Origin of the sequence: Nocardiopsis salina YIM 90010 (assembly GCF_000341025.1) — a bacterium.
Lineage (GTDB): Bacteria > Actinomycetota > Actinomycetes > Streptosporangiales > Streptosporangiaceae > Nocardiopsis > Nocardiopsis salina.
On the sequence record NZ_ANBF01000012.1, the window covers coordinates 12973 to 39583 of the forward strand.

General features: G+C 72.1%; 17 protein-coding genes and 1 pseudogene. 11 read left to right on the forward strand and 7 right to left on the reverse strand.

Features of this window, described 5'->3' with window-relative positions; translation table 11 throughout:
• Window positions 1-84: 84 nt before the first annotated feature.
• Complete coding sequence (locus tag D474_RS0101105) at window positions 85-1785, reverse strand: serine/threonine protein kinase (protein ID WP_239646972.1); 1701 nt, start codon at window positions 1783-1785, stop codon at window positions 85-87.
• Between the two features lie 352 nt (window positions 1786-2137).
• On the opposite strand from D474_RS0101105, the gene D474_RS0101110 reads away from it, so the two are divergent.
• Both D474_RS0101110 and D474_RS0101115 read left to right on the forward strand, forming a co-directional pair.
• Window positions 2138-3394 carry a cytochrome P450 gene (locus D474_RS0101110; protein WP_017611756.1) on the forward strand — a complete coding sequence of 419 codons (1257 nt, stop codon included), beginning with the start codon at window positions 2138-2140 and terminating at the stop codon, window positions 3392-3394.
• Window positions 3395-3420: 26 nt separating this feature from the next.
• Window positions 3421-4515: an endo-1,4-beta-xylanase gene (locus D474_RS0101115; protein ID WP_017611757.1), complete on the forward strand. Its 1095-nt coding sequence runs from the start codon at window positions 3421-3423 to the stop codon at window positions 4513-4515.
• A 235-nt stretch (window positions 4516-4750) separates the two neighbouring features.
• Here the strand turns inward: D474_RS0101115 and D474_RS0101120 are convergent, their stop codons facing one another.
• Both D474_RS0101120 and D474_RS0101125 read right to left on the reverse strand, forming a co-directional pair.
• A complete protein-coding gene (locus tag D474_RS0101120; protein ID WP_017611758.1) occupies window positions 4751-5452 on the reverse strand; it encodes a pentapeptide repeat-containing protein in 702 nt (233 codons plus the stop codon).
• Between the two features lie 50 nt (window positions 5453-5502).
• Window positions 5503-7077, reverse strand: a complete 1575-nt coding sequence (locus tag D474_RS0101125; protein WP_026118066.1) for a PucR family transcriptional regulator — start codon at window positions 7075-7077, stop codon at window positions 5503-5505.
• 220 nt (window positions 7078-7297) lie between these two features.
• Here D474_RS0101125 and D474_RS0101130 point away from each other — a divergent pair, with 220 nt between their 5' ends.
• From D474_RS0101130 to D474_RS0101165, 8 genes are all read left to right on the forward strand, one after another.
• Window positions 7298-8158 (forward strand): FAD binding domain-containing protein, encoded by an 861-nt coding sequence (locus D474_RS0101130; protein ID WP_017611760.1) that lies wholly within the window; start codon window positions 7298-7300, stop codon window positions 8156-8158.
• Window positions 8158-8676, forward strand: a complete 519-nt coding sequence (locus tag D474_RS0101135; RefSeq protein ID WP_017611761.1) for a (2Fe-2S)-binding protein — start codon at window positions 8158-8160, stop codon at window positions 8674-8676. Before D474_RS0101130 ends, D474_RS0101135 begins: the two co-directional genes overlap by 1 nt.
• Window positions 8673-10031 (forward strand): 8-oxoguanine deaminase, encoded by a 1359-nt coding sequence (locus tag D474_RS0101140; RefSeq protein WP_017611762.1) that lies wholly within the window; start codon window positions 8673-8675, stop codon window positions 10029-10031. Before D474_RS0101135 ends, D474_RS0101140 begins: the two co-directional genes overlap by 4 nt.
• Window positions 10031-12460: a xanthine dehydrogenase family protein molybdopterin-binding subunit gene (locus D474_RS0101145; protein ID WP_026118067.1), complete on the forward strand. Its 2430-nt coding sequence runs from the start codon at window positions 10031-10033 to the stop codon at window positions 12458-12460. The genes D474_RS0101140 and D474_RS0101145 overlap by 1 nt, the downstream gene beginning before the upstream one ends.
• Before the next feature lie 184 nt (window positions 12461-12644).
• The gene (locus tag D474_RS0101150; RefSeq protein ID WP_017611764.1) at window positions 12645-14078 is read left to right on the forward strand and encodes an NCS2 family permease; all 1434 of its coding nucleotides are present in this window, start codon (window positions 12645-12647) and stop codon (window positions 14076-14078) included.
• 309 nt (window positions 14079-14387) lie between these two features.
• Window positions 14388-16592: a serine/threonine-protein kinase gene (locus D474_RS30315; RefSeq protein WP_051050900.1), complete on the forward strand. Its 2205-nt coding sequence runs from the start codon at window positions 14388-14390 to the stop codon at window positions 16590-16592.
• A gap of 366 nt (window positions 16593-16958) precedes the next feature.
• The gene (locus D474_RS0101160) at window positions 16959-19586 is read left to right on the forward strand and encodes a molybdopterin-dependent oxidoreductase (protein WP_017611765.1); all 2628 of its coding nucleotides are present in this window, start codon (window positions 16959-16961) and stop codon (window positions 19584-19586) included.
• Window positions 19586-20548 carry an FAD binding domain-containing protein gene (locus tag D474_RS0101165; RefSeq protein ID WP_394296513.1) on the forward strand — a complete coding sequence of 321 codons (963 nt, stop codon included), beginning with the start codon at window positions 19586-19588 and terminating at the stop codon, window positions 20546-20548. The genes D474_RS0101160 and D474_RS0101165 overlap by 1 nt, the downstream gene beginning before the upstream one ends.
• 91 nt (window positions 20549-20639) lie before the next feature.
• On the opposite strand, the pseudogene D474_RS27250 reads toward D474_RS0101165, so the two are convergent.
• Window positions 20640-21570, reverse strand: a pseudogene (locus D474_RS27250) (D-alanine--D-alanine ligase family protein).
• A gap of 27 nt (window positions 21571-21597) precedes the next feature.
• Entirely contained in the window at window positions 21598-22920 is a 1323-nt protein-coding gene (locus D474_RS0101175; RefSeq protein WP_017611768.1) for an aminotransferase-like domain-containing protein, read from the reverse strand.
• Window positions 22921-23309: 389 nt separating this feature from the next.
• On the opposite strand from D474_RS0101175, the gene D474_RS0101180 reads away from it, so the two are divergent.
• A complete protein-coding gene (locus D474_RS0101180; protein ID WP_017611769.1) occupies window positions 23310-23912 on the forward strand; it encodes a hypothetical protein in 603 nt (200 codons plus the stop codon).
• A gap of 286 nt (window positions 23913-24198) precedes the next feature.
• Here the strand turns inward: D474_RS0101180 and D474_RS0101185 are convergent, their stop codons facing one another.
• Window positions 24199-25506 carry a GAF domain-containing protein gene (locus D474_RS0101185; RefSeq protein ID WP_026118068.1) on the reverse strand — a complete coding sequence of 436 codons (1308 nt, stop codon included), beginning with the start codon at window positions 25504-25506 and terminating at the stop codon, window positions 24199-24201.
• Window positions 25507-25662: 156 nt separating this feature from the next.
• On the reverse strand, window positions 25663-26289 hold the full coding sequence (locus D474_RS0101190) for a TetR/AcrR family transcriptional regulator (protein ID WP_193373955.1): 627 nt from the start codon (window positions 26287-26289) through the stop codon (window positions 25663-25665).
• Window positions 26290-26611 lie beyond the last annotated feature (322 nt).

Sequence of the window (26611 nt, forward strand, 5' to 3'; positions counted from 1 at the left end):
GGGAGTGGTCCGGGCCGCGGTGTGCGGCGCCGCCCACTCCCGTGTCCGGCTCGGGTCGGGTGGTGTCCGTGACCCGGGCCCTGTTCAGGCCCAGAAGTCGAAGCTGTACAGGAGCCCGTTGGTGGCGGCGATGACGGCCAGGGCCAGCACCGCGCCCACCACGTAGGAGGTACGCAGCGAACGGATCAGGTACTCCAGTGAGACCAGGTTGTTGAGCAGGAAGTAGCCCAGCATCGTGGCGTGCCAGAAGGAGTCCAGCGACAGCGGTTCGAAGTAGTAGGGCGTGCCGGTCCACACGTCGGTCTCGGTGGTGAACCAGGACCAGGCCAGGGCGGCCCCGTAGCCGAGCGGGATCTGGATGAGGGGCAGGATCAGCAGCGGCAGGAGCTTGACGAAACTCCACAGGCCGGGCTGTCCGGCGCGGCGGGCCTCGGCCTGGGCCCGGCGGGTGGCGTCCTGTTCGGCGCGCAGGCGTTCGCGGTGGGCGCGTTCGGCCTCTTCCTGCCGTCGCTGGTCCTCCTGTCGGCGCCGCTGTTCTTCCTGCTGGCGGCGCTGCTCCTGCTGGCGCTGGGCCTGCTGGGCGGCCGGGTCGGGGGCGGCCGAGCGCCGGTCGCCGTACAGGTCGGCGTAGGGGTCCTGGTCCTGTTGTCCCTGCCCGTACTGGGCTGTGGGCGGGCTCTGCTGCTGGGTGGGCGGTAGGGGCGCGGTCCCCTCCTGGGACTGCCGGCCCATGACGGAGGTGGCGTCGCCCGTGCCCTGGCCGTTCTGGTCGCCGGGAGCCGCCTGGGTGGGATCGTCGCCGTTCAGCGCGTGGGCGGCGGCGGCACCGGCGGCCACGCCGGCGGCGCCGCCCAGGAGTGCGGCCCCGCCCGGCCCCATGCCCTGGGTGTGTTCGTGGGCGGCGGTCTCGCCTGCGGAGGTGGCCAGGGCCTTGTTGACCTGGGCGACCTGTTCCTGAACCCCGCTCATGACGGCCGGGGGCAGCCAGGAGGTGCCCGCAGGAACGTCGCCGACGTAGTCGAGGATCTGTCCCGGGGTGGGACGCTGGTTCGGGTCCTTGGCCAGGCAGGCAGCGACCAGGCGGCGCAGGCCCTCGGGCAAGCTGCTCAGGTCGGGTTCGTGGCTGATGATGCGCATGACCATCGTGGGCATGTTGCCCTCGCCGAAGGGGCCGCTGCCGGTGGCGGCGTAGGCCAGGACGGCTCCGTAGGCGAACAGGTCGCTGGCGGGGGTCATGGTCTCGCCCTGGACCTGTTCGGGGCTCATGAACCCGGGTGTGCCGATGACCGACTGGGTGGCAGCAGTGCCGTCGGTGGCGCGGGCGATGCCGAAGTCGATGACGCGGGGCCCGTCCTCGGCCAGCAGGACGTTGCCGGGTTTGAGGTCGCGGTGGATGAGGCCGGCGCGGTGGATCTCGGCCAGGGCCTCGGCCAGGCCGGCGGCGAGCACGCGCACGGTGGACTCGGGCAAGGGGCCGTGGGTGTGCACGGCGTCGTCCAGCGGCAGGGAGGGCACGTAGGAGGTGACCAGCCAGGGAACCTCGTCCTCGGGGCCGGCGTCGATGACCGGTGCGGTGAACGCGCCGCTGACCTGGCGGGCTGCGTTGACCTCGCGGGCGAAGCGTTCACGGAAGGAGGCGTCGGCGGCCATGTGCGGGTGGATGCGTTTGACGGCCACTGCGCGACCGCCGCCGGAGCGTCCGAAGAACACCTGACCCATCCCGCCGGCGCCCAACCGGCCGATCAACCGGTACCGGCCGATGCGTTCCGGGTCGTTGCTCTCCAAAGGACCCAACGTCCTCAACCTCCGACTCTGACGTGTCTGTCTTGCCTGCGGCCCCAGTGATCGTAGCCAACCGCGCGTGGCGTCGGGGACGCCGTTCCGTTGCGGGGCGGGCCGCGGGCAGGAGGGCGCCCAGTCTAGGCGGCGCACGGCCGGCGGGTGTGCCCTCACTGCGTGAGACCCGCGGGGGCGGCGCGGAGTTCACGCCGATCGGTGCCGTGGGTGGTCGCGGTGCTGGTCGCAGGGGTCCGGCGCGCGGGTTCCGGCCTGGCCGCCAGTGGCCATCATCGGCGGAACCAGGACGCGGGCGGGGGTCTGGCTCTAGGGTCGGAGGCATCACGGGAAGGACCTGGCATTGAACCTCCTCGAAGGGCTGCGGATCGACGCGCAGTTGCGTCTGGCACACACGGTCTCCTGGGTCTACGCACAGCGGGGCGATCACACCGTCCGTCTGATGCACCGGCCCTGGCAGCACACCCCGTATCCGACCTATGCGCGCCTGCGTGCGCAGGGACCGGTGGTCACCGGCCCGATGGGGTTCGCGGTCGCCACGACCCGGGCGTCGGTGGGCGAGGTGGTGCGCGGCTCGGAGTTCGGGACGGAACCACCGCCGGGGTCGGGCCTGCACAACCGGTTCGACGTGGTGGACCTGTCGTTCCTGCAGCGTGACCCGCCCGACCACACACGTCTGCGGCGGGTGGCGCGTCCGGCGTTCGCTCCGCGGATGATCCGCACCTACCGGGAGTCGGTCGAGCAGGTGTGCGGCGAATTCTTGGACCTGGCGCTGGCTCGGGACAGGTTCGACCTGATGCACGACTTCGCGCAACCGTTCCCGATCCGGGTGATCGCGCTGCTGCTGGGGGTTCCCGAGTCCGATCAGGCCCGATTCGCGCAGATCGGCAACGTGATCGGGGGATCGTTGGACGGGGCGCGTTCGGCACACCACCTAGCGCGGATCCGGAAGGCCTCGGCCGAGTTGGACACGCTCTTCGACCGGTTGCTGGCCGAGCGCCGGGCCGAGCCGCGCGACGACGTCCTCTCCGCGGTGGCGGCCGCCTCGGACGAGGGGCAGGTCAAGGGCGACGAGGTGGGTGCGCTGTGCCGGCTGTTGCTGATCGCCGGGTTCGAGACGACGGTGAACCTGATCGGGAACGGCGTGATGGCCCTGTTGCGCGATCCGGAGCAATGGCGGGCGCTGGTCGAGGACACCTCACTGGCGTCGGCTGCGGTGGAGGAGGTGTTGCGCTACGACTCCCCGGTACAGACCACGGTGCGGTGGGTGCACGAGGACACCCGGGTGCAGGGGGTGCCTCTGGCACGCGGGGAGCAGGTGATCTGCTTGCTGGGGTCGGCCAACCGGGACCCCGAGCACTTCGGCGATCCGGACCGTTTCGACGTTCGGCGGCCGGATGCGGGCGAGCACCTGTCCTTCTCCTCGGGTGTGCACTACTGCCTGGGCGCTCCGCTGGCCCGGTTGGAGGGTGAGGTGGCTCTGCGGGCGCTGGCCGAACGGGCGCCCGATCTGGCGCCCACGGCGATGCCGACGCGGCGCCGCACGCTGGTGGTGCGCGGGTTGTCGGACTTTCCGGTGAAGTCGGAGGTGGGCCGGTGACACCGGAGCAAGGAGCACAGAAGGCGGTGTGGTGGCGGCGCGCAGGCCTGTCGGCGGGGGGCGNGGTGGTGGCCGCCGCGCTGACCTTGGTGCCGTGGTCGCAGGAGAACCCTCAGGAGGAGAGCGACCACGCCCGGGGCGACCTGCGCGAACTCGCGGACTCGCACGGGGTGGACCTGGGGGTGGCGGCAGCGGTGGACCCGTTGGCCGAGGACCGCACGTACCAACAGGTGGTCTCGGGCAACTACACGTCGATGACGGCCGAGAACACGATGAAGTGGTCGCTGGTCCAGCCCGAGCGGGGCGAGTTCGACTTCGAGGGACCGGACACGCTGGTGGACTTCGCCGAAGAGCACGGGATGTCGATGCGCGGGCACACGCTGCTCTGGCACAACCAGTTGCCGGAGTGGTTGGAGGAGGGCGACTGGGAGGAAGAGGAGCTGCGCGAGGTGGTGCAGGAGCACGCCGAGGCGCTGCTGGGGCGTTACCAGGGCCGGATGGAGGCCTGGGACGTGATCAACGAGCCCTTCGAGGACGACGGCCCGGAGCTGCGGGAGAACCTGTGGCTGGAGGTGTTCGGCGAGGACTACATCGCCGATGCGCTGTGGACGGCCAACGCGGTGGACCCGGAGGCGGAGCTCTACATCAACGAGTTCAACGTCGAGGGCGGCGGTGACAAGTCCGATGCGCTCTACGAGTTGGCCTCGGACCTGGTGGAGCGGGACGTGCCATTGCACGGGATCGGGTTCCAGAGCCATTTCGTGCACGGTCAGGTGCCCGAGGACCTGGTGGAGCAGATGGAGCGCTTCACCGACCTGGGGCTGGACGTGACCATCACCGAGCTGGACGTGCGCATCCCCGAGCCGGTGAGCGAGGAGGACATCGAGGCCCAGGGCGAGGAGTACCGTCGGGTGGTCGAGGCGTGCCTGGAGGTGGCACGCTGCCCGGGCGTGACGGTCTGGGGCGTGGCCGACCACCACTCGTGGGTCCCGGAGTGGTTCCCGGGTACGACGGACGCCTTGCCTTTCGACGAGGACTACGTACCCAAGCCGGCGCGCAGCGGCATGGTCGACGCACTCAGCCGCCACCGGGCGGAACGCGGGCGCAGGGCCGCGCGGTGAGCCAGGCCCCCTCCCCCGCGGTGCGGATGCCCCGGCCCAGGACGCCCACTTGCGCCGGCACGCGGGGGCGTCCTGGGCCGACGGGCCCGCGGAGCTGACCGCCGAGCGGCTGAGCATGTGGGGCCGGTCCCGCACGGGAGGGTGGCGCTCGTGGGTTTCCGTGTGGTGCTGAACGGAAGCGCCGCCTTGACAATGTAGATCTTCGCTGGAGGCCCCGGCGCACCGGGCCCGGAACTCAGGTGACCACGGTCAGGCCGAGCGCGGCCAGGATCGTGCCGGCCTGCCCGGGCGTGATGCTCGCACCGCGCAGTGCCCCCGCCTCGGTGAGGGTGGGCTCGCCCAGGTCCGCGCCGCGCAGGTCGGCGCCGGTGAAGTCGGCCGCGACCCAGGTGGCCCCGCGCAGGCGCGAGTCCCTCCACACGGTCTGGCGCAGGTCGGCGGCGGACAGGTCGGCCTCGTCCAGACGCAGCCCTTCCAGCGTCTGCCCGCGCAGCGACAGCCCCTTGCATCGGGCCAGCATGAGGTTGCACTGGGAGAAGGTGTGGCCGATCCCCCGCAGGCCGGTCAGGTCGGCGCCGGTCATGCGGCATCCGGTGAAGGCGGTGTCGGTGAGCAGGGCGCCCTGGAAGTGCGTGTTGGCCAGGTCCACGCGTTCTAAGCGGGCGTCGGTGCAGTCGCTGTGGGAGAACGCAGCACCGGCGGCGCTGCCCCCGGTGAAGCGGGCGCCCTCCAGCACGGCGCGTTCGAGGCGGGCCCCGTCCAGGCGGCAGTCGGCGAAGGTGGCCCCGGCCAGGTCGGTGCCGCGCAGGTCGGCCTCGGAGAGATCGCAGCCGTTCAGCACCAGGGGTTCGGGGGCGGGGTCGGTCAGCACCTGGCGCAGGTCGGCCCCGCTCAGGTCGGTTCCGGTGTGGTGGGCGGCGGTGGGATCGAAGGTCATGGCCGGTGACCCTACGCCGGGGCCACGACGGTTTGCCGTCGTCGCGATATCTACTCGCGCAGTTTGAGGGCGAGGAAGAGGTCGACGCGGTGTTCGAGACTGCTCAGGTCGCGTCCGGTGATCTCCTCGACGCGGCCGATGCGGTAGCGCAGGGTGTTGACGTGCACGTGCATGGCGGCGGCGCAGCGCTGCCATGAACCGGAGTGGTCGAGGAAGCGCTGGAGGGTGTCGACGAGCTCGGAGCGGTGGTCGCGGTCGTACTCCAGCAGTGGGCCCAGCAGGCGGTCGCGGTAGGAGGACTGGACCTCCTCGGGGACCGAGGCGAGCAGGAGTTCGTGGGAGTCGATCTCGGCGCCGGCGATCACACGCGAGCGTCCGCCGCGCAATTCGGCCAGGCGGCGTGCGTGGCGGGCCTCGACGGCTGCACCGCGCAGTTCGGCCACGCCGCGGGCGGCCGAGCTGAGCCCCACGGCCAAGCGGTGGTCGAGCAGGCCTCCCTCCAGCACGCGGGCACGGTGGACCAGGTCGGCGCGGATGCGGTCGGCGCGTTCGCGGGCGGCGCCGCCGGTCTCGGTGACGGGCACCACGGCCAGTGCGTCCTGGTCGCCGGTGACGACGGTCCCGGGGTAGGTGGCGACCAGTTCGGTGAGCACGCGCCGGGCCAGGTCGGGCACACGGGGTTCGGGGAGCATGGCGGCGCTGACGACCACGTGTCCGGTCTCGTGATCGGTGTCGGTGGGGCCCACCCCCTGCATGAGGGCGGTGACCTCGTCGAATCGCTGAGCGGCCAGCAGGCGGGGCAGGCCCTCCAGGTGGCGGGCCTGGGTGAGGGCGTGTTCGTCGGTACGGCTGCGGCCCAGAACGGCCATGGAGGTGAGTTCGGCGGCGGCCTCGTGCTGTTCGGTGTCCCAGTCGGCCTGGTCGCCGGCGCACACCAGGAGCCAGGTGGCCAGGGGGTGGGAGTCCTTGCTCTGGACGGGCCAGACCGTGACCGTGGTGTGGTCGGGGTCGGCCACGTGGGTGGTGTGGGGGAAGGCCGACCAGGTCAGGGCACGCGCGGCCAGCTCGTCGGCCTCATGGGGGTCCAGGGGTGCACCGGAGGAGGCCACGGGTCGGCCGGTGGAGGAGACGACCCAGGCGCGCAGTCCGGCCTGGCCGGCGGCCTCGGCGAAGGCGGAGGGGAAGTCGGCGCCGCCGGCCAGGTCTGCCATGAGGCGGCGGTGGCGGTCGCGGGTCTCGGCGATGGTGGTGAAGCGGTGCTGGGTCAGGGAGCGCAGGACCTCTTCGGTGACGGCACCGAAGGAGGTGTCGGTGGGCACTTCGACCAGGGGGATGTCGTGTCTTTGACAGGCGGCTACCAGGTCGGGCGGGACCTCGCCCAGAGCGGTGCCGGCGCCCACGGCCACGACCCCGGCCTCCGCGATCGAGGACACGAATGTCTCGGAGTCCTCGGGGGTGTGGTGCCACATCATGCCGGTGAGGACGAACTCGCCACCGCGCAGGTAGCGGGCGGGTTCGAGCAGATCGGTCGTGTAGGCCCGCCGGATGGTGCGCTGGGCGTGCTCGGCGCCTGCCAGAAAGCGCAGACGCAGCTGTTTGACGGCGAGGAGTTCGCTGATCTGCATGGACATCCCTCTGTGGTTCCGATGGGTCGGTCGCGGGTGTTCTTTCGTTTGTAGGAAACGACCAACTGTAGCGCGTGGTTCCGAAACCTCTTCATGTCATCACGTTCTGGCTGGCGCACCTGCGCGAGTGATGTACTCCACAAATAGGCACCGGTGAGCGGTGCCTCGGACCTGATCGTGCGCCGGCGGTGACGGCGCACTGGCTACGACGAGGACGAGCATGGAATTCCTGAGCCCTTCCACTCTGGAGGAGGCGCTCGAGGCCAAGCACGCCCATCCGGACGGGGTGCCCATCATGGGCGGCACCGATGTGATGGTGGAGCTGAACTTCGACAAGCGCCGCCCCCAAGCTTTGATCGATCTGTCGCGCGTTCCGGAACTGTCCGAGTGGGGCCCCGACAACGGAACCGTCCGCCTGGGCGCGGGGGTGTCCTACTCGCGGATCGTGGAAGGGCTGGGCGCGGGCGCCCCGGGGCTGGCCAAGGCTGCACGCACGGTGGCCTCACCCCAGATCCGCAACCGCGGAACGGTGGGCGGGAACCTGGGCGGGGCCTCCCCCGCCGGAGACACGCATCCGGCGCTGCTGGCCACCGACGCGGTGGTGGAGCTGGCGTCGGTGCGGGGCCGGCGCAGGGTCGCGGCCCGGGACTTCTACCTGTCGTTGCGCGAGACGGCGTGCCGTTCCGACGAGCTGATCACGGCGGTGCTGCTTCCCGAGCCGACCGGGCCGCAGCAGTTCGCCAAGATCGGGACCCGCAACGCGATGGTGATCGCGGTGACCTCGTTCTCGCTGGCCCTGGACCGGCAGCGGCGTGTGGTCGGCACCGGGTTGGGTGCGGCCGCTCCCACGCCTGTGCGTGCCGAGGCGGCCGAGGAGTTCCTGGCGGCGGAGTTCGACTGGGAGGGCGGATCGAGCCCGTCGGAGGCCGTGGTGCGCCGCTTCGGTGACCTGGTGGCCTCGGCGGCCCGCCCCATCGACGACCAGCGGGGCAGCTCGGCCTACAGGAAGCACGCCCTGTCGGTGATGGCGCGGCGTGCGTTGAGCTGGTCGGTGACCGAATACCGGAAGGGAGCCGCATGATGCGCGTGTCGTTCGAGGTCAACGGTGAAAAGGTCAGCGCCGACAACGTCTGGCCCGGTGAGAGCCTGCTGTACGTACTGCGTGAGCGGCTGGGGCTGCCCGGCAGCAAGAACGCGTGCGAGCAGGGCGAGTGCGGTTCCTGCACCGTCTACTTCGACGGTGAGACCGCGTGTTCGTGCATGATCGCGGCGGGCCAGGCCGAGGGGCGCCGGGTGCGCACCGTGGAGGGTCTGGCCGAGGGCCGTGGCAAGGGCGCCGACGAGCGGCCGCTGGGTGCGGTGCAGGAGGCGTTCGTCGAGGCCGGCGCGGTCCAGTGCGGGTTCTGCACGCCGGGGCTGCTGGTGCAGACCGACGATCTGTTGGAGCGCACGGTCGGTGCGGGCGAGGGTGCCCCCGACGACGCGCAGATCCGTGAGGCGCTGGCGGGCAACCTGTGCCGGTGCACGGGCTACGAGAAGATCATCGACGCGGTGCATCTGGCGGCCGAGCGCCGTGCCGGTGCCGGGAGCGGTTCATGAGCGCCGCGGTGGTCGTCGAGGGCGCCCACGTGGTCACGGTCGCGGGCGAGGAGTTCGCCGGCGGGCACGTGGTGGTCGAGGGCGGACGTGTGGCCGCGGTGGGTCCGGGGCCGGCCCCGTGGGTGCCCGAGGGCGCCGAGCGGGTGGACGGGCGCGGATGCCTGTTGACGCCGGGCCTGGTCAACACCCATCACCACCTGTACCAGTGGGCGACGCAGGGCCTGTTCGCCGACGGCACGCTCTTCGAGTGGCTGACGGGTTCGTACCGGATGTGGGCGGGTCTGGATGCTGCGGTGGCCGCGCAGACCACGTCGGCGGGGTTGGCGCACCTGGCGGCAGCGGGGTGCTCGACGGTCTCCGACCACCACTACGTGTACCCGTCGGGGCGCGGTGACCTGGTGGCCGCGCAGGTGGAGGCCGCCCTGGAAGTGGGTGTGCGCCTGGACCTGGCGCGGGGGTCGATGGACCGCGGTCAGAGCCAGGGCGGTCTGCCCCCGGACGAGGTGGTGGAGACCACCGAGGGTGCGTTGGAGGCCACGGCGGCGGCGATCGACACCCACCACGACCCCTCCTTCGACTCGATGACGCGTCTGGCGGTGGCCCCGTGCTCGCCGTTCTCGGTCTCGCGTGAGCTGATGGTGCGGGGCGCCGAGCTGGCCCGGGACAAGGGGGTGCGCATGCACACCCACCTGGCCGAGACCTTGGACGAGCAGGAGCAGTGCCTGGCCGAATTCGGATGCACGCCGGTGGAGTACGCCGAGTCGCTGGGCTGGCTGGGCGATGACGTGTGGTTCGCGCACGCGGTGCACCTGTCCGACAAGGCCATCGATGCGGTCGCGCGCACGGGCACGGGTGTGGCGCACTGCCCGACCTCCAACGGGCGTCTGGGCGCGGGCATCTGCCGGGTCCCGGAGCTGGTGGAGGCCGGTGCCCCGGTGGGGCTGGGCGTGGACGGTCCGGCCTCGAGCGAGATGAGCACGATGGCCGGGGAGATGCACCAGGCGGTGCTGATGGCGCGGGCCCGCCTGGGGCCCACGGCGTTGAGCGCGCGCCGGGCGTTGGAGTTGGCGACCGCCGGCGGCGCCCGGGTGCTGGGGCGCCAGGAGGAACTGGGCACGGTCGAGGTCGGCAAGGTCGCCGACCTGGCGCTGTGGCGTGTGGACGGGTTCGGTCACGACGTGATCGACGACCCGGTGGTGGGGCTGGTCTTCGGCAGTCCGCCGCCGGTGGAGCGGCTCTGGGTCGGCGGCCGCACGGTCGTGGACCGGGGCGAGTTGCGCACGCTGCCCGCGGAGAGGGCCGCGGCCCGGGGCCGGGCGGCCCATCGGGCTCTGACCAAGGAGGTGAGCCGCTGATGGCGGCAACGACACGGGTGACGGATCTGTCGAGCACGACCCGGGACGGGGTGGGCACGAGTCCGCGGCGTCCGGACGGGACGTTGAAGGTGACCGGTGAGTTCGCCTACTCGTCGGACATGTGGATGGAGGACATGCTGTGGGGTGCGACTCTGCGCAGTCCGCATCCGCACGCGCGGATCCTGGGCATCGACATCACCGAGGCGTTGAAGGTCGCAGGTGTGCAGGCGGTGCTCACGCACGAGGACGTGCCGGGTGAGAAGCGGTACGGGCTCGAGTACCAGGATCAGCCGGTGCTGGCCTTCGACAAGGTGCGCTACAAGGGTGAGGCGGTGGCCGTGGTGGCGGCCGACCACCCGGAGACGGCACGCAGGGCGATGGAGCGCATCCGGGTGGACTACGAGGTCCTGGAGCCGGTGAGCGACTCGCGACGGGCAGCGATGGACCCCGAGTGCCCGTTGGTGCACGAGCCGCACGAGCTCCCCCACCACCCCGAGTACAACCCGCGGGGCAACCGGCTGCGGTACCAGCCGGTCCGGACGGGCGCGTTCGCGGGGGCGACCGGGTCGGACGGGGAGCAGGAGGAGGTCCTGGCGCGGTTGCGCGCCGAGGCGGCGGCCGTGGTCACCACCGAGTACGAGGTGGGGATGCAGGACCAGGCGTTCCTGGGGCCGGAGTCGGGTCTGGCGGTGCCGGCCGAGGACGGCGGGGTCGACCTGTACGTGGCCACGCAGTGGTTGCACGTGGACCAGCGCCAGATCGCGCCGGCACTGGGTCTGGACCAGGAGCAGGTGCGGTTGACGCTGGCCGGCGTGGGCGGTGCGTTCGGCGCGCGCGAGGACCTGTCGATGCAGATCCACGCGTGCATGCTGGCGCTGCACACGGGCAAGCCGGTCAAGTTCGTCTACAACCGCGAGGAGTCCTTCTACGGGCACGTGCACCGGCATCCGGCCAAGATGCGCTACGAGCACGGAGCGACCGCCGACGGGCGCCTGCTCTACGCCACCGGCGAGGTGATCGTGGACGGGGGCGCCTATGCGTCGGCGACCCCGGCCGTGGTGGGTGTGGCCTCGTCTCTGGGGATGGGCCCCTACGAGATCCCCAACGCCTGGATGGACGCCTACGGGGTGTACACGACCAATCCGCCGTGCGGTGCGATGCGCGGTTTCGGTGCGGTGCAGGCGTGTTTCGCCTACGAGTCGCAGATGGACAAGCTCGCCGCGGAGCTGGGTCTGCACCCGGTGGAGCTTCGGGTGCGCAACGCGATGTCGCAGGGCTCGAAGGTCATCACGGGCCAGGAGATCGACATGCCCCTGCCGATGGCGGAGATGCTGGAGCGGTGCCGGGACCTGCCGATGCCGCCCGCGCGTGAGCAGCTGTCCGACCCCGCCGACCAGCGCACGCTGCCCGGCGGCGTGGCCGGCACGACGCGCGGCGAGGGTGTGGTGCGCGGTGTGGGTTACGGCGTGGGCCTGAAGAACCTGTGCTTCTCCGAAGGCTTCGACGACTACTCCACGGCGCGTGTGCGTATGGAGGTCGTGGGCGGTGAACCGGTGGTACTGGTGCACACTGCGGCCGCCGAGGTCGGCCAGGGCCTGGTGACGGTCAAGGGGCAGATCGCCCGGACCGAGCTGGGTGTGGAGAAGGTGGTGATCGCCCCGTCGGACACGCAGGTGGGATCGGCCGGTTCCTCCTCGGCCTCGCGCCAGTCGTACATGACCGGCGGCGCGGTCAAGACCGCGTGTGCGTCGGTGCGCGACGAGATCTTCTCGCTGGCGCGCAAGAAGGGCCTGGTGCCCGAGGGGCTGGAGGACACCGACCTCTCCCTCTCGGGCGGCAAGGTGGTCTCGGCCACGGCCGGAGCGCTGGTGGCGCTGCCGGATCTGCTGGGTGAGGCTGCCGAGGGCGGCGCGGTGGTCGAGCACACGCGCGAGTTCCACCACCGGCCCACCGAGATGCTGGACCCTGAGCTCGGCCAGGGTGATTCGCACACCCAGTTCGGGATGTGTGTGCACCGGGCCGTGGTCGACGTGGACGTGGATCTGGGCCTGGTCAAGGTCGTGGCCCTGGACGCGGTCCAGGACGTCGGCAAGGTCATGCACCCGCAGCAGTTGGCGGGGCAGATCCAGGGCGGCGCGACCCAGGGTCTGGGGCTGGCGCTGATGGAGGAGGTCCAGGTCGAGGGCAGTGAGATCCGCAACCCCTCGTTCACCGACTACCTGATCCCCACGATCCTGGACACCCCTCCGATGCGTATCGACGTGCTGGAGCGGCCGGACCCGCACTCGCCCTACGGGCTGCGGGGCGCGGGTGAACCGCCGACGCTGTCGTCGACACCGGCGATCGTGGCGGGGGTGCGGGACGCGACCGGGCGCCCGCTCACGCACGCACCGGTACGCCCCGAGGACATCGTCGGTATCGACGTATAGCAGGCCGCACGCACGGGCGGTGCCCGGGTGACCCCCGGGCACCGCCCGTGATCATCGGACGTGTTCGGGTTCCCCCTACGAAGGGCCCGTACGCGCCGCGCTGCACACACCCTCAAGAGCTACTCAGGGTAGTCATGCAAATGCAATAAGTAATCATTTCCTCGTTTTCCCCCTAGGAGCGGGCATGAGCAGACAGCACGCGACGAGCGGCGGCGCGTCGGCACCACCACGACCGGGTCCCCTCGACCGGTTCTTCCACATCACCGAACGCGGCTCCACAGCGGGGCGCGAGGTCCGCGGCGGGCTGACCACGTTCATGGCGATGGCCTACATCATCGTGCTGAACCCGATCATCCTGAGCGGCGTCCAGGACGTGAACGGCGACGTCCTCTCCCAGACACAACTGACCACCATGACGGCGCTCTCCGCTGGCCTGGTCACCGTGCTCATGGGGGTGGTGGGCCGCGCCCCCATCGCCTGCGCGGCGGCGCTGGGCGTGATGGCGGTGGTGGCCTACCAGGCGGCCCCGGTGATGAGCTGGCCCGAGGTGATGGGGCTGGTGGTCTGGCAGGGCGTGGCGATCGTCCTCATGGTGGTGACCGGGATCCGCACGGCGGTGATGAACGCCCTCCCCCACCAGCTGAAACTGGCCATCGGCGTGGGCATCGGCATGTTCGTGGCGCTGATCGGCCTGGACAACGCCGGGTTCGTCAGCGCCGGTGACGGCACCCTGCTGCAGCTGGGGCCTCCCGGCGGCGAGGGCAACATCATGGGCTGGCCGCTGGCCGTCTTCGTCCTGGGCCTGGTCCTGGCCGGGGTGATGCTGGCGCGCGGCGTCTCGGGCGCCATCTTCTACAGCATCGTTGCAGCCACCGTCGCGGCCGTGGGTGTGCACTACGCCGCCGGGCTGAGCACAGAGGACTGGGGCGGGGGCGTGCCGAGCCTGCCCGAGAACATCGTCACCTGGCCCGACTTCGGCCTGTTCTTCCAGGTGGACCTGTTCGGGGCCTGGAGCTCGGCCGGGGTCACCACCGCCGGGGTCATCCTGTTCACCCTGGTTCTGGCCGGGTTCTTCGACGCGGTCGGCACGATCCTCGCCGTTGGCAGCAAGGCCGGCCTGACCGGCTCCGGGGGGCAGATGCCCCGCACCAACCAGATCCTGGCCGCCGACGGCGCCGGTGCGGTCGTGGGCGGCCTGACCAGCTCCTCGGCCACGCTGGTGTTCGTTGAATCCACCGCCGGCGTGAGCGAGGGCGCTCGCACGGGCCTGGCCAGCGTGGTCACCGGTGCGCTCTTCCTCGCGGCACTGCTGTTCTCCCCGCTGTTCACCATGGTCCCCGCCCAGGCGGCCTCCGTGGCCATGGTGATGGTGGGTGCGCTGATGATGTCGCAGGCGGGCCAGATCGACTGGTCGGACCCGACGATCGCGGTCTCGGGGTTCCTGACGATCGCGATGATGCCGTTCTCCTTCAGCATCGCCAGCGGGATCGGGATCGGGATCATCGCCTACACGGTGCTGCGCTCGTCCCAGGGGCGGCCCGAGGAGGTCGGATGGCTCATGTGGATCCTCACCCTCGTGTTCACCTTCCATTTCTCCATGCACGCAATGGGATTGTGACCGGGAACTGACCGGAAACGGCCAAGGTCCGGTGATGGCCGAAGAAACACGGCTATCACCGGCCCTTCGTGCGAACGCCGTGAATAGGACTGTTGTCCATATCGGCCGACAATATGCCCTGCTCGTGCAACAACAAGCGAACGAAGATCGCCGAATCGCCCTTCCCGGTGTGCGAACCGCGTCCAGGCTGGTCTCATCGGAACAGAGCAACGCCTCCCACATGGTCACCGGTTCGATGCACGCGGTCCGGGAAACCTCCACCGTGCTGGGTAGGCCTGGGAATACACCCCCGAGCGGCGAAGGGCGAACATGCGGCCGAAGATCAGCGAGATCGGCGGATTCCGGCTGGTCCGGGAGATCGGACGCGGAGGCTTCGGGTCGGTCCATCTCGGTGAACGCGAGGACGGTCGGCGCGCCGCGGTCAAACTCCTGCACACCACACCGGCCACGGATCCCCATTTCTTCACCCTCTTCGCCCGCGAGGTGGACGCGGCCCGCAAGGTGAACCCCTTCTGCATCGCGCAGGTGCTGGACGCCGACCCCCACGCCGAACAGCCCTGGATCGCGGTGGAGTACATCGACGGGCCGAGCCTGTCCACCGAGATCCGCGAGCAGGGGCCGCGCTCGGGGGCCTCGCTGCAGCGCCTGGCGGTGGCGACCGCGACCGCGCTGACCGCCATCCACGCCGCCGGGATCGTGCACCGCGACCTCAAACCCAGCAACATCATGATCGGACCGGACGGACCGCGGGTGATCGACTTCGGGATCGCGCGGGCCTTCGAGGAGGCCACCGCCTTCACCGCGAGCGGGATCCTGGGAACCCCGCACTACATGGCGCCCGAGCAGCTGGAGTCCGACACCAAGCTCACCCCCGCCCTGGACGTCTACTCCTGGGGCGCGGTCATGGTCTTCGCCGCTGCCGGACGCCCGGTCTTCGAGGCCACCCGGCAGAGCGCGCTGATCAAGGCGATCCTGTGCGACGTGCCCGATTGTTCGGTACTGGAGGAACCGCTGCGCACGGTGGTGGCGCGCTGTCTGCGCAAGGACCCCGCACGTCGGCCCACCGCCCGCGAACTCATCGACCTGCTCACCGTGGACCCGCCCGAACCGGAGAACGAGGAGGGGGACGGGGGCGACCCGACCGCGACCGAGCCGCTGCCGACCGTGCCCGCGCCCCGCTCCTCCCCCGGTGAGCACACACCGGTCGACCACACGCCGGTCGACCACGCCCCGGCCGACGACATCCCGAGCGGGCACACCCCCCACGGGTCCACGCCGACCGGGCCCGAACCGCTGGGGCCCGCTCCGGCCGAGGCGGCCCCGCCCCCGCCGGAGCGCCGACCCAGCCATCCGACCGGGGCGCTGCTGTTCGCCGGGCGCTACCACAGCACCCCCGGCGACCTGGCCGAGACGATGCAGCGGCGCTGGGTGGACGCGCGCCAGCAGTTCACCGACCACAGCGAGCGGCTGGCCCTGGCCTCCTGGCTCAGGGAGGAGCACCCCTCGGCACCCGTGGACACCGAACTGCTGCGCCGTCCTCCCCTGGACGCCGACCTCGCGGTGGCCCGGTTCGTGGCTCAGGCGCGCCCCGATCTGCCACCGGTCTTCCGGGGATGGGAGATGAGCCTGCCGGCGATGGCGGCGCGAGCACGCAGCGGCTCGGCCCCGGTGGCGGCCCAGGCGGACGTGGAGGTCATGCGGGTCATGGCCGACCACCGGTGTGTGGAGGCCGAGCACACCTGTTCGGGCGGGCGGTGCTCCGGTTACCGCACGCTCGTGGGCGACCTGTGGGAGTCGCTGACCGCGGCGGGGCAGTCGGCGGCCAACCACAACCTGTGGCTCTCCGCCTTCGACGAGCTCGTGGAGGAACCCCCGCGTGTGGACCTGACCGGGGCCGGGGCCACCGACTGGGTGCTGACGGTGCTGTTGGCCCCCGACCGTGCCCGTTCCCGTGTGGAGCGGGCCGTCGAGCGCGTTCCGCGGGCCTGGCGCCACCTGGTACCGCACGGGCACCGCGACACCGCGCGAACGACCGCCGCGGGCATGGGGTTCGTGACGATCACGGTGAGCGGGGTACTGGAGGGGTTGGCCTCCTCCGAGGAGCGTCTGCGCGAACGGCTGCAGGAGTGGGAGGCCCATCACCGCCGGTTCGGCGTGCATGTGGCCGCGGGGGTCGTGGCGAGTGCGGCGTCGGTGGGGCTGTGCCTGGCGCTGGTGCCCACGGCGGGGACCACGGCGAGGGTGGTGCTCTACGTGCTGGCGTGCCTGTTGCCGCTGTGGGTGTACCTGGCGTACTGGGGGATGCGCCGGGACCGGGTGGGTGTGCGCCGCCCGCCCTGGATGGAGCTGGGTCGATGGCGCCCGGGGTACGCGCGGGCCTTCCGCGCCGAGGGTGAGCGTTTCCACCGCGAGCTCACGGCGCTGGTCCGGGCGCGTGGCCGTGCTGACACCCACCCGTTCGTCGTGCACGCCTCGGACGTGGGCCCCCTGACGCCGCGTCCGCACCCGGCCTGAGCTCGGGTCCGGGCGCGGACGGGGCCGGTCGGTCGCGGGATCGGGGCGCGATGTCGGTTGCCCGCGGCAGGTTCCGAGGTCTCCCCGGCCTGGAGCGCCTCGGCCCAGTCGGTGGGTTGCTCGGTCCCGGTGTCCTCGGGGGCGTGCCGGAACGGGTGGAGCGAATGCCGGTGTGTTCTCCCGCGCGTCAGAGGGTTGCGGAATCAGACCTGTGCAGGTTGATGCGCGACGTCACACCGGGCAAAGGGACAGCTGCAGGCAACAGGACCGAACTCCCGTGCATCGGGGGATGTGTGCGTTGACAATGGGCTCGCGACGACTCTATGTTGACGATGTCCACATCGCCCCTGCTCCGAGGACCACCCCATGGACACCGATGTCAACGGGCGGCGCTGCCCGGTGCCCGAGTCCGGCACAGCCGCCGGGCACCTGCGCGAAGAACTGGGACTGACCGGCACGAAACTGGCCTGCGGGTCCGGCGTCTGCGGCGCCTGCACCGTCCTGGTGGACGGCTCCCCCACCGCTTCGTGCCTGCTCCCGGCCGACCGTCTGACCGGGCGCACGGTCACCACCGTCGAAGGCCTGGGCGGCGACCACCCCGTGCAGCGGGCCTTCTCCGACCACGACGCGATGCAGTGCGGATTCTGCACGCCCGGGTTCGTGGTCGCGGCCGCCGCCTTCACCGACCGGTGGCGCGCCGAGCACGGCGACGTGCCCGCGGGCCGGGAGGAGATCGCCGAGGCGCTCAGCGGCCACCTGTGCCGGTGCGGGGCATACGAGGGCATCTTCGCCGCGGTCGCGGCCGCCTGCGCCGGGGAGTACGACGTCGGGGAACACCCCGCTCCCCCGCGCCCGGACGCCCCGGACAAGGCCGCCGGCCGGGCGCGCTTCACCACCGACCTGGGCGGCAACAGCGCCTGGGAGGGCGTGATCGTACGCTCCACCGAGCCGCACGCCCGGGTCCTGAAGGTCGTTCCGGGCCGGGCCCGCACCGAGCCGGGCACGGGCGAGGCCGACGAACCGGTCATGGTGCCGCTGCCGGTGCCGGACGGTGTCGTGCGCTACGTGGGCCAGCCCGTGGCCGCGGTGGCCGCCCCCACCGCCGAGCAGGCACACCGGGCGGCCGGCCGGGTCCAGGTGGACTACGAGCCCCTCCCGGCGGTGATCGGGACCGGGGAGGCCCGGCGGCCCGGTGCCCCGCAGCTCTACCCCACCACCGAGGCCCGCGACGGCGCTCCCGCCTACGGTGAGGCCCCTACACCGCCGGCGCCCTGGAGCGGCAACGTGCGCGGACCGGGCGTGGTGAGCCGCCGCGGCGCCACGGCCGTGGACCGCCTGCGCCGCGCGCACCGGAACGAGGACCCGCTTCTGGTGGCCCAGGAGTACACCACCGCCGCGCAGGTGCACTCTGCGCTGGAGCCGCACGCTGCACTGGCCCGGTGGGAACAGGACGGTTCCCTGTCGCTGGAGGTCTCCACCCAGACCGTGCGCAAGGTGGTCACCAAGGCCGCGGCGCACTGGGGGCTGGCCCCCGGGCAGGTGCACGTGCGCGCAGCCCACGTGGGAGGCGGGTTCGGCGCCAAGCAGGGGTTGACCACCGACGTCGTGGCCGCCGGGGAGCTGGCCCGGGTGGCCGGGGCCGCTGTGCAGGTGCGCCTGAGCCGGTCCGAGGAACTGATCGACGGCGGCCACCGTCCCGGGACCCGCACGAAGGTGGCTCTGTTGGCCGACCGGCGGGGCCGGCTGCGAGCGATGGCGGTGGACTCCGAGGGCGACGGCGGGGTCTCGGTGGGCTCCAACGTGGCCGCACTGGGTGCGCTGGTCTACGGCAGGGCACCGCGCCGGTTGCGCGACTTCGACGTGGTCACCAATCGGCCCCCGGGCGCTCCCATGCGGGCACCGGGCGGACCTCCTCTGGCCTGGGCGTTGGAGCAGGCGGTCGACACCATGGCCGAACGCCTGCGGGAGGACCCGTTGACGCTGCGACGGCGCTGGGACGGCAACCCCAAGCGCCGGGCCCTGTACCGGAAGGTCGCGGACCTGCCGCTGTGGCGCGACCGCCCCCGCGGGGCGCGCACGGGCCGGTTCCGGCGCGGCGTGGGCCTGGCCGCCTCGACGTGGATGTACATGCTGGCCCCGCAGGCCCGGGTGGAACTGCGGGTGGTCGACGGTGCAGTGGTGGCGCGTTCGGCCACCCAGGACATCGGGACCGGGATCCGCGGTGTCCTGGGCAGCACGGTCGCCGAGCGGCTGGGGGCACCGAACGCGTGGGTGCACGTGGAGATCGGTGACAGCGACACCGTGCACGGCACGGGCGCGTTCGGCAGCCGTTCGACGACATCGATGGGCCCTGCCGCGGCCGAGGCCGCCGACCGCCTGCGCGCGAGCCTGCGCGAGCGGTTCCCCGAGTTCCCGGCGTCCGGTCCGGTGGACGAGCACACACTGAAGGAGGCTCTGACCGCCGCCGAGGGCCTGAGCGTGGTGGGTCAGCGCCGCACCGACCGGTGGGGGCAGCTCACCCCGAGCATGGCCAACGACCTCGCGGTGGGCCGCGGGCTCAGCGGGGCGGTGCACGTGATGGAGGTGGAGGTCGACACCCTGCTGGGACGGGTGCGGCCGACCCGCTGCTGGGCCGGGCTGGGTGTGGGACGGGTCCGCTCCGAGCGCATGGCCCGCAACCAGGTCGAGGGTGCCGTGGTCCAGGGCGTGGGATACGCGCTGTTCGAGGAGCGCCGCCACGACCCGGCCACGGGGACGGTGCTCAGTGACGACCTGGAGGACTACCGCCTGCCCGGCCCGGGTGACGTCCCCGAGACCCGGGTGCACTTCCACCAGGAGGGTTTCGAACACGTTCCGGGCTCCGGCGTGGGCCTGGGAGAGGTGTGCGCGGTCGGTGTGGCCGCAGCCGTGGGCAACGCCGTGCACGATGCGACCGGTTGGCGTCCGCACGCCCTGCCGGTGCGTCCCGACCGACTGCTGGAGGGGTTGCGTTGATCCTTCGACCCGCTGATGTGGACGAGGCCCTGGCCCACCTGGGCACGGGGGCCCTGGCACGGGCCGGACACACCGGTGCGGCACCGCCGGAGCCGCCGGTCGGCGCCGACGTGGTCGACCTGACCGGGGTGGAGGGCCTGCGCGGTGTGCAGCCGGGACCGGAGGGGTCGGTGCGCGTGGGTGCCGCCACCACCGTGGCGGAGCTGGCGGCCGATGCGGGTCTGGCCCGCTCCCACCCGGCGCTGGTGCGCACGGCCGGGGCGCTGGCCACACCGGAGGTGCGGGCGAGCGCGACGTTGGGCGGCAACCTGCTCCAGCGCAACCGGTGCGCCTACCTGCGCAATCCCGCGTTCTCGTGCCTGCAGGACGGCGGGCACGGGTGTCCTGCCCGCGGGGGCGACCACTCGCGCGGAGTGGTGATGGACGCGGGCGGCTGCGTGGAGCCGCATCCGTCGTCGCTGGCGGTGGCGTTGCTGGCCCAGGGAGCTCAGGTGGAGCTGGCCTGCCCCGAGGGACGGCGCCGGGTCGAGGCGCACGAGCTGTTCTCGTCCGGGAGCGGGGCCGGTGACCACGTGCTGGGGCCCTCGGAGCTGGTGGTCGCCGTGCACCTGCCGGCGAAGTTCGAGGACGAGCGGGTCGGGCACCTGCGGGCGTCCTCGCGCTCGCGTGCGGAGTGGCCGCTGGTGGAGGCGGTGGCCCGCCTGGACGTTCCCGCAGGCACCGTGGAGCGGGCGCGGGTCGCGGTGGGCGCCGTCGCGCGTGAACCACTGCGGTTGCCCCAGGTGGAGGAGGCGCTGATCGGCACCCGGGCCGAGCGGGGCGCCGGTGAAGGTGTGGAGAGGGCGGTCGCTCAGGTGCGGCAGGGGGGGACCCCACTGCCGCTGACCGGGTACAAGGTGGCCTTGCTCGGCGCAGCGGTCCGTGGTGTCATCGAGGAGGCCCTGGCCGACCCGGGCCGGTGACACGGGCCCGGGGTCGACGACGGGGCGGAGACGGTCGGGTGGGCCGCCGTGGCGTGGCGGCCCACCCGACCGGTGTCGTCGCGGGGCGTCCTCAGGAACGCGAGAGCGCTTGCTGGGCCAGTTCGCGGCACAGCAGGGCGAAATCCGTCCCGCCCGCGGCGGCAGCCATCGGGAAGGTGGAGGTCTCGGTCAACCCGGGTGCGACGTTGGTCTCCAGGAAGACGACCTCGCCGTCGGGGCGCACGATGAGGTCGGTCCGGGAGAAGTCCCGCAGACCCAGGGTGCGGTGGGCGGTGAGAGCGACCTCGGAGGCGGCCTCCAGCACCTGCCCGTCCAAGCGGGAGGGGCAGAAGAACTCGGTGCGTCCGGCGGTGTAGCGGGCGGCGTAGTCGTAGACCCCGCCGTCGGGCACGATCTCCACGGCCGGCAGTGCCTCGGGGCCCTGGCCGGTGTCGAGCACCCCGACGGCCAGTTCGGTGCCCCGGACCTGCTCCTCGATGAGGGCCGCGTCGCTGTAGGCGAAGCAGGAGACCAGGGCGGCCGAGAGGTCCTGGGTGGAGGCCACGGGTGCGGCACCGAAGGCGGAGCCGCCGCGGTCGGGCTTGACGAACAGGGGCAGACCGAGCCGGTCGGCCAGACGCTCCAGCAGTGCGGGGGCGCCCAGGTCGTGGAAGAGGGACTTGGGCAGGGTGGCCCCGCGTGCCACGCTCACGCCCTGCTCGGCGAGCAGGGTCTTGGCGGTGGGCTTGGAGTAGGCCAGACGGCAGGCCTGGGGGCGGGCGCCCACGTAGGGAACCCCGGCCAGTTCCAGGACCTCGCGGATGGGCCCGNTGGCCCAGGTGGTCCAGGAGCCCGGCGTCGACATCGGTGACCTGGACCTCCACGTCCAGGCGGCGCAGGGCCTCGGCGACGCTGCGTCCCGAGTGCAGGCTCACCTCGTGTTCGGGGGACAGTCCTCCGGCGAGGACGAGAACCCGGCTCAGGTCGGCCACGGCGGGGACCTCTTTCTGTGCTGCTGTCATGGTGCTCGGTGCCCTTGGCAGAAGGGGTCAGGGCAGGTCGGGGGCGGGTGCGTGGCTGCCCTCGGCCGACGGGGTGAGGGTAGAGCCGAAAGTATCACGCAGGTCGAGCTCGCCCTCGATGGCGCCGACGAGGCGGCGCACGCCCTCCCGGATCTGTTCGGGTGTGGGATAGCAGAAACTCAGGCGCATCGAGGAGCGGCCGCGGCCGTCGGCGTAGAAGCCGGTGCCGGGCACGTAGGCCACACGTTCGGTGACCGCCCGCGGGAGCATCGCCTTGGCGTCGATGCCCTCGGGCAGGGTGGCCCAGACGAAGAAGCCGCCCTCGGGTTCGGTCCAGGTGCAGCCCTCGGGCATGAGCGCGGACAGCGACGAGAGCATGGCGTCGCGGCGCTCGCCGTACATGGCGTTGAAGGTCTTGATCTGCTCCCGCCACGGGAAGGTGTCGAGGTAGCGCCTGACCACGAGCTGGTTGAACGTGGAGTGGCTGAGCATCGCGGACTCGGCGGCCAGCACGAGTTTCGCGCGGACCGCGGCCGGGGCCAGGGCCCAGCCGATGCGCAGGCCGGGCGAGAGGGTCTTGGACAGCGATCCCAGGTAGATGACGTTGCCGTGGCCCATGGAGTACAGGGTGGGCTGGGCCTCGCCGTCGTAGCGCAGCAGACCGTAGGGGTTGTCCTCGACCACGAGCACGTCGTGGCGCTCGCAGACCTCCATGACGGCGGCACGGCGCTCGGCGGTCATGGTGATGCCGGCCGGGTTCTGGAAGTTCGGGATCGTGTAGAAGAACTTGACGGGGCGTCCCTCGCGTGCGGCACGGGTGAGGGCCTCGTCGAGCTCGTCGGCGTCCACGCCGCCGTCGTCCATGGACACGTGGCGGATGTCGGCCTGGAAGGCGGAGAAGGTGTTGATCGCCGTGACGTAGGTGGGCGCCTCGGTCAGCACGACGTCGCCGGGGTCGACGAAGACGCGGGTGATGAGGTCGAGGGCCTGCTGGGAGCCGACGGTGACGATGACGTCGTCGGCTGCTGCGTCGATGCCCTCGAGGGTCATGTAGTCGCAGATCTGCTCCCGCAGGACGGGGTCGCCCTGTGCGGAGCCGTACTGCAGGGCTGCGGGGCCCTCCTCGGAGACGACGTCCTTGACCAGGTCGCCGATCTGTTCCAGGGGCAGGGCGGCGACGTTGGGCATGCCGCCGGCCAGGGAGACGATCTCGGGGCGCGAGGCGACGGCGAACAGTGCCCTGACCTCCGATGCGACCATGCCCTGTGCTCGGTGTGCGTACCGGCCCACGTGCGGGTCGATACGCGAACCCTGTTGGCCGGGCTGCTGCTCTCGGTGGTCAGCGGACACGATCCACCTCCGAAGGAAGGACGGTCTGTGGGGCCGTCGCGGTTGGAGCCGACGGGCCGGGGTCGGCGTTGACACCCGGTCCGACGCCCGCCGCGGGGCCGTGGTTCACCCGGCGCCCGTGCGGATGACGAGTACGGGTCGAACGGTGTGCTTGCAGGTACGGGCCGCGCGTGGAGAACACGGTCCGGTAAATGCGATCGAGTCTAGGGCATCGGTTGGCCTACCCGTGCCCCTGTGCTCCCATACGGCATGACCAGAACATGAGCCACTTTTCACCCTTTTCTCCCGAGTCGGACATATTGCGCAATGCCGGTATCAGCGAGATTGGGCGCCGAGGGTGCGTATGCCCGCCGGGCCGCGCCCCGCAGCGACCACCCGGGAGGAACGTCATGGGAGTGCGCTCGACCGCCGTCACGGCACCACTGGCCGCGGCCCTGCTGTGCGGTGCACTGGTCTCGTGCTCGACCGGCCAGGACGAGGCCGACGAGGCGATGGCCGAACTGGAGGAGGCCGCCGGGAACCTGTCCGCCACGGCCCTGCGCCCGGCCGCCGAACGCGCCTTCGCGCGCAACGGCCATCCCCTGCCCGAGGGGCTGGTGTGCTCGACCCGGGCACCGGGTGCGCCCTCCCCCTCCGCTGCGCCCGAGGAGGAACAGGGGGCCGAGGCACGGGCCGAGGGTCCGGGAGGGTCGGGTCCGACCTTCACCGCAGCCCCCGACGAGGAGGCCCGGGAGGAGGCGGAGGGTCACCTCATGGTGGTGTGCACCGGCGACACCGAGGACGATGAGGAGGCCTCCTTCGAGGCGATGCTGCCGCGCCAGGCGCTGGCGACCCGGGACGAGGGCGACGACGACCTTCCCGGGGAGTTCACCGGCCGGGTGGGCGAGGAGGAGGTCTTCACGATGGACTGCCTGCAGTGCTCGCCCGAGGCACAGGACGAGGGAGAGACCGAGACCGAGAGCGAGGGCGAGGGCGAGGACACCCGGACCTGACCGCCGCGCCCGCCGACACGGTACGAACTCACGACCACGGGAGCCCGGAGGCCTGGCCTCCGGGCTCCCCCGCGCGCGGGACGCACCGGGGATCCTGGTGTTCCCGGGGGCACCGCGTGCACGGGTGCGCGGCGCTTCGTCCCTCCCTCGGACCCCCCTCATGGTCCGGTCGGGCACGCACCCGTCCCGTCGACGGGGCCGACTCGGAGTCCGGCCCCGCCCGGGCCGCGCGCAGACAGTCCAACGCACCTGCACCGCTGCAGCAACGGTTGCACCGGGTTGCTGTTCAATTGCCCGCTGTCACACCGACGGGGGTGCCGGTGCGGCCCTCCCGCATGTCCCGTACCGCGGGCGCCGTCGAACCGGGCAGCAGCCCCTCGGGGGTGCCGGGCGCGTGCACTCGCACGCGCACCCCTTCGCTGAACCGGTATGGGCGGCTCTCGATGATGCCGCCGAGCTGGCGGCGCACGCGCGAGAGCTCGGCGCGCACGGTGACCACGTGGTCGGGGGAACCGAAGAGGTCCTGGGAGAGCTGTCGGGCCGTGCGTCCGCCGCGGTGCGCGGCCAGCAGCAACAGCAGCTCGGCGTGGCGGGGGGAGGGCCGGTGTGTCCACTCGCCGCTGTCGCCGGCGACCGAGACCGATGGTTCGGGGCCAGACAGGTCCAACGTGACGGAGGTGGAGGTGCGCTCGCCGCGGGGTTTGGGGCGCACCAGCCATCCGCCGGGCAACGGTTCCAGGGAGCACTCACCCAGTGAGGGCAACCATGTGCCGGAGCCGCCGCGCTGTCGGGGCAGCAGGACCCTGCGGACCGGTTCCATGTGCACCGCCGTGGCGGTCCAGCCGGATTCGTCCACCACCAGGGCGGGGTCGCTGAGGCCGGCGAGCATGGGAGCGGCCACCGAGCGCAGGCGTTCCAGGTGGGTGTGGTGGATGCTCTGGAGGTGGGCCTCGGCCAGGCGGGCGACGGTGTGGACCAGGGCCAGGGTGGAGGGGTGCACGGTCGAGACCGGGCCGGTGACGTCGACGGCGCCGAGCAGACGGCCGTCGCGGGGGTCGTGCACGGGTGCGCACGCGCAGGTGAGGGTGTGCAGGTTGCGCACGTAGTGCTCGGCCGAGTAGATCTGCACCGGTCTGCCCACGGCCAGGGCGGTGCCGATCGCGTTGGTGCCGGTGCTGGCCTCGTTCCAGAAGGCGCCCTCGACGAGCCCGACGCGGTCACCGACCGAGCGCACCCGGTGGGAGCCGTCGCGCCACAGGATCTGCCCGGCGGCGTCGGTGACGAGCATGATGTGGTCGGCCTGGTCGGCGACCGGGACCAGGGCCCGGCGGATCAGCGGCAGGACCTCGGCGATGGGTGAGGCGGAGCGGTCGCGGTGGAGCTCGTCCAGGCGTGCGGTACGCGGGGGCGGCCCGCTGTCAGGGTCGATGCCCAGGCGGCGCACGCGGGCCCAGGAGTCCTCCACGACCGGCCGCAGCGAGGCCGGGGCCGGCCGTCCGCTCAGGGCCGCGTCGTGCACGCGGCGCAGGAGCCGTGCGTGTTCGCGGGCGTCGACACCCGCCGGCAGCGCCGTGTCCAAGGAGGGTATAGACATGGGTCCCCTGACCTCATCTTCGCTGTGGATACACCAGTGTCGTACGTCGCGGCCGCAGAGAGCGGCCGAACCGGCGCGGACCCGTGCTTCGGATGCGAATCGAGCGAACTGCGCACGATTCGCTCGCGTGGGGGACGAACGGGGGCCGGGGCGGCCTCAGGGGGCCACGGGCTCACCGTGGCGGACCGGGGCCAGGCTCGACCAGGTCAGGGCGGTGACGTGGCCGGCCATGGTGTTCGGGGTCTCCTCCGGGTGGTCCAGGAGCCAGTCCGCGAAGGCGTCCGCGGTACTTACAGCCACGCGTGCCAGGAGCTCGGCCTCGCGGCGGGCGGGGGCAGACGCGGCGGTGCAGGTGGAGATGAGGTCGGCGACCTCGGCGGTGACCCGGTCCCGGGTGCGTGCGATCTCGCCGGCGAAGGGCTCGCCCTGGCCGGCGGCGCGACGGTAGAGCACCGTCCAACTGTCGCGGTTGTGGGTGACGAAGGTGAAGAAGGCGAGCATGCCGCGGTGGAGCGGGTCCTCACCGCCAGGGGCGCGGGGGTCGTGCACGGCGGCGCTCAGGGCTTCGATGAGGCGTTCGGCCTCGCGGCGCACGCAGGCGGTGAAGATGCCTTCCTTGGAACCCAGGTGGTGGTAGACGGTCGGTTTCGAGGTCCCGGCCGCCCGGGCGATCTCGTCCACGCGGACGGTGTGGTAGTCGCCCCGGGAGAAGACGGAGACGGCGGCGTCGATCATCTGCTGGCGGCGGATGCCGCGGGGCGGTCGGCGATGTTTGGTCCTCACCCTCCGAGACCCTATGGGACGGACACGCATTTTCCAGGGACTCTCGTCACTGTCGGGCCCCGCGCGCACGGGCTCACGTGCGTGACCAGTGGCGACGGCGCCGCAGACCCGGCATGGCCTTGCACACACCGGTTCCGGAACTCGGCCCGCCGTGGAATCGGACCACAGGAGGCGGCCGGGGGCGACTCACGCGGGGCGGGCGGGGGCGGCGGCGATCACCTCCCTGACCAGGGCGGCGGCGGTGTCGCGGCCGGCGTTGGCGCGTGTGCACGCCGAGAGCATCGGCGCCCAGGTCGGCGACGCGGTCGTGGCGGGCGCCGGA

Bases quoted from the DNA above. Each gene is read 5' to 3' on its own strand.
- D474_RS0101120 (WP_017611758.1), bottom strand. From the start codon at position 5,452: ATGACCTTCGATCCCACCGCCGCCCACCACACCGGAACCGACCTGAGC.
- D474_RS0101125 (WP_026118066.1), bottom strand. From the start codon at position 7,077: ATGCAGATCAGCGAACTCCTCGCCGTCAAACAGCTGCGTCTGCGCTTT.
- D474_RS0101130 (WP_017611760.1), top strand. From the start codon at position 7,298: ATGGAATTCCTGAGCCCTTCCACTCTGGAGGAGGCGCTCGAGGCCAAG.
- D474_RS0101135 (WP_017611761.1), top strand. From the start codon at position 8,158: ATGCGCGTGTCGTTCGAGGTCAACGGTGAAAAGGTCAGCGCCGACAAC.
- D474_RS0101140 (WP_017611762.1), top strand. From the start codon at position 8,673: ATGAGCGCCGCGGTGGTCGTCGAGGGCGCCCACGTGGTCACGGTCGCG.
- D474_RS0101145 (WP_026118067.1), top strand. From the start codon at position 10,031: ATGGCGGCAACGACACGGGTGACGGATCTGTCGAGCACGACCCGGGAC.
- D474_RS0101150 (WP_017611764.1), top strand. From the start codon at position 12,645: ATGAGCAGACAGCACGCGACGAGCGGCGGCGCGTCGGCACCACCACGA.
- D474_RS30315 (WP_051050900.1), top strand. From the start codon at position 14,388: ATGCGGCCGAAGATCAGCGAGATCGGCGGATTCCGGCTGGTCCGGGAG.
- D474_RS0101160 (WP_017611765.1), top strand. From the start codon at position 16,959: ATGGACACCGATGTCAACGGGCGGCGCTGCCCGGTGCCCGAGTCCGGC.
- D474_RS0101180 (WP_017611769.1), top strand. From the start codon at position 23,310: ATGGGAGTGCGCTCGACCGCCGTCACGGCACCACTGGCCGCGGCCCTG.
- D474_RS0101185 (WP_026118068.1), bottom strand. From the start codon at position 25,506: ATGTCTATACCCTCCTTGGACACGGCGCTGCCGGCGGGTGTCGACGCC.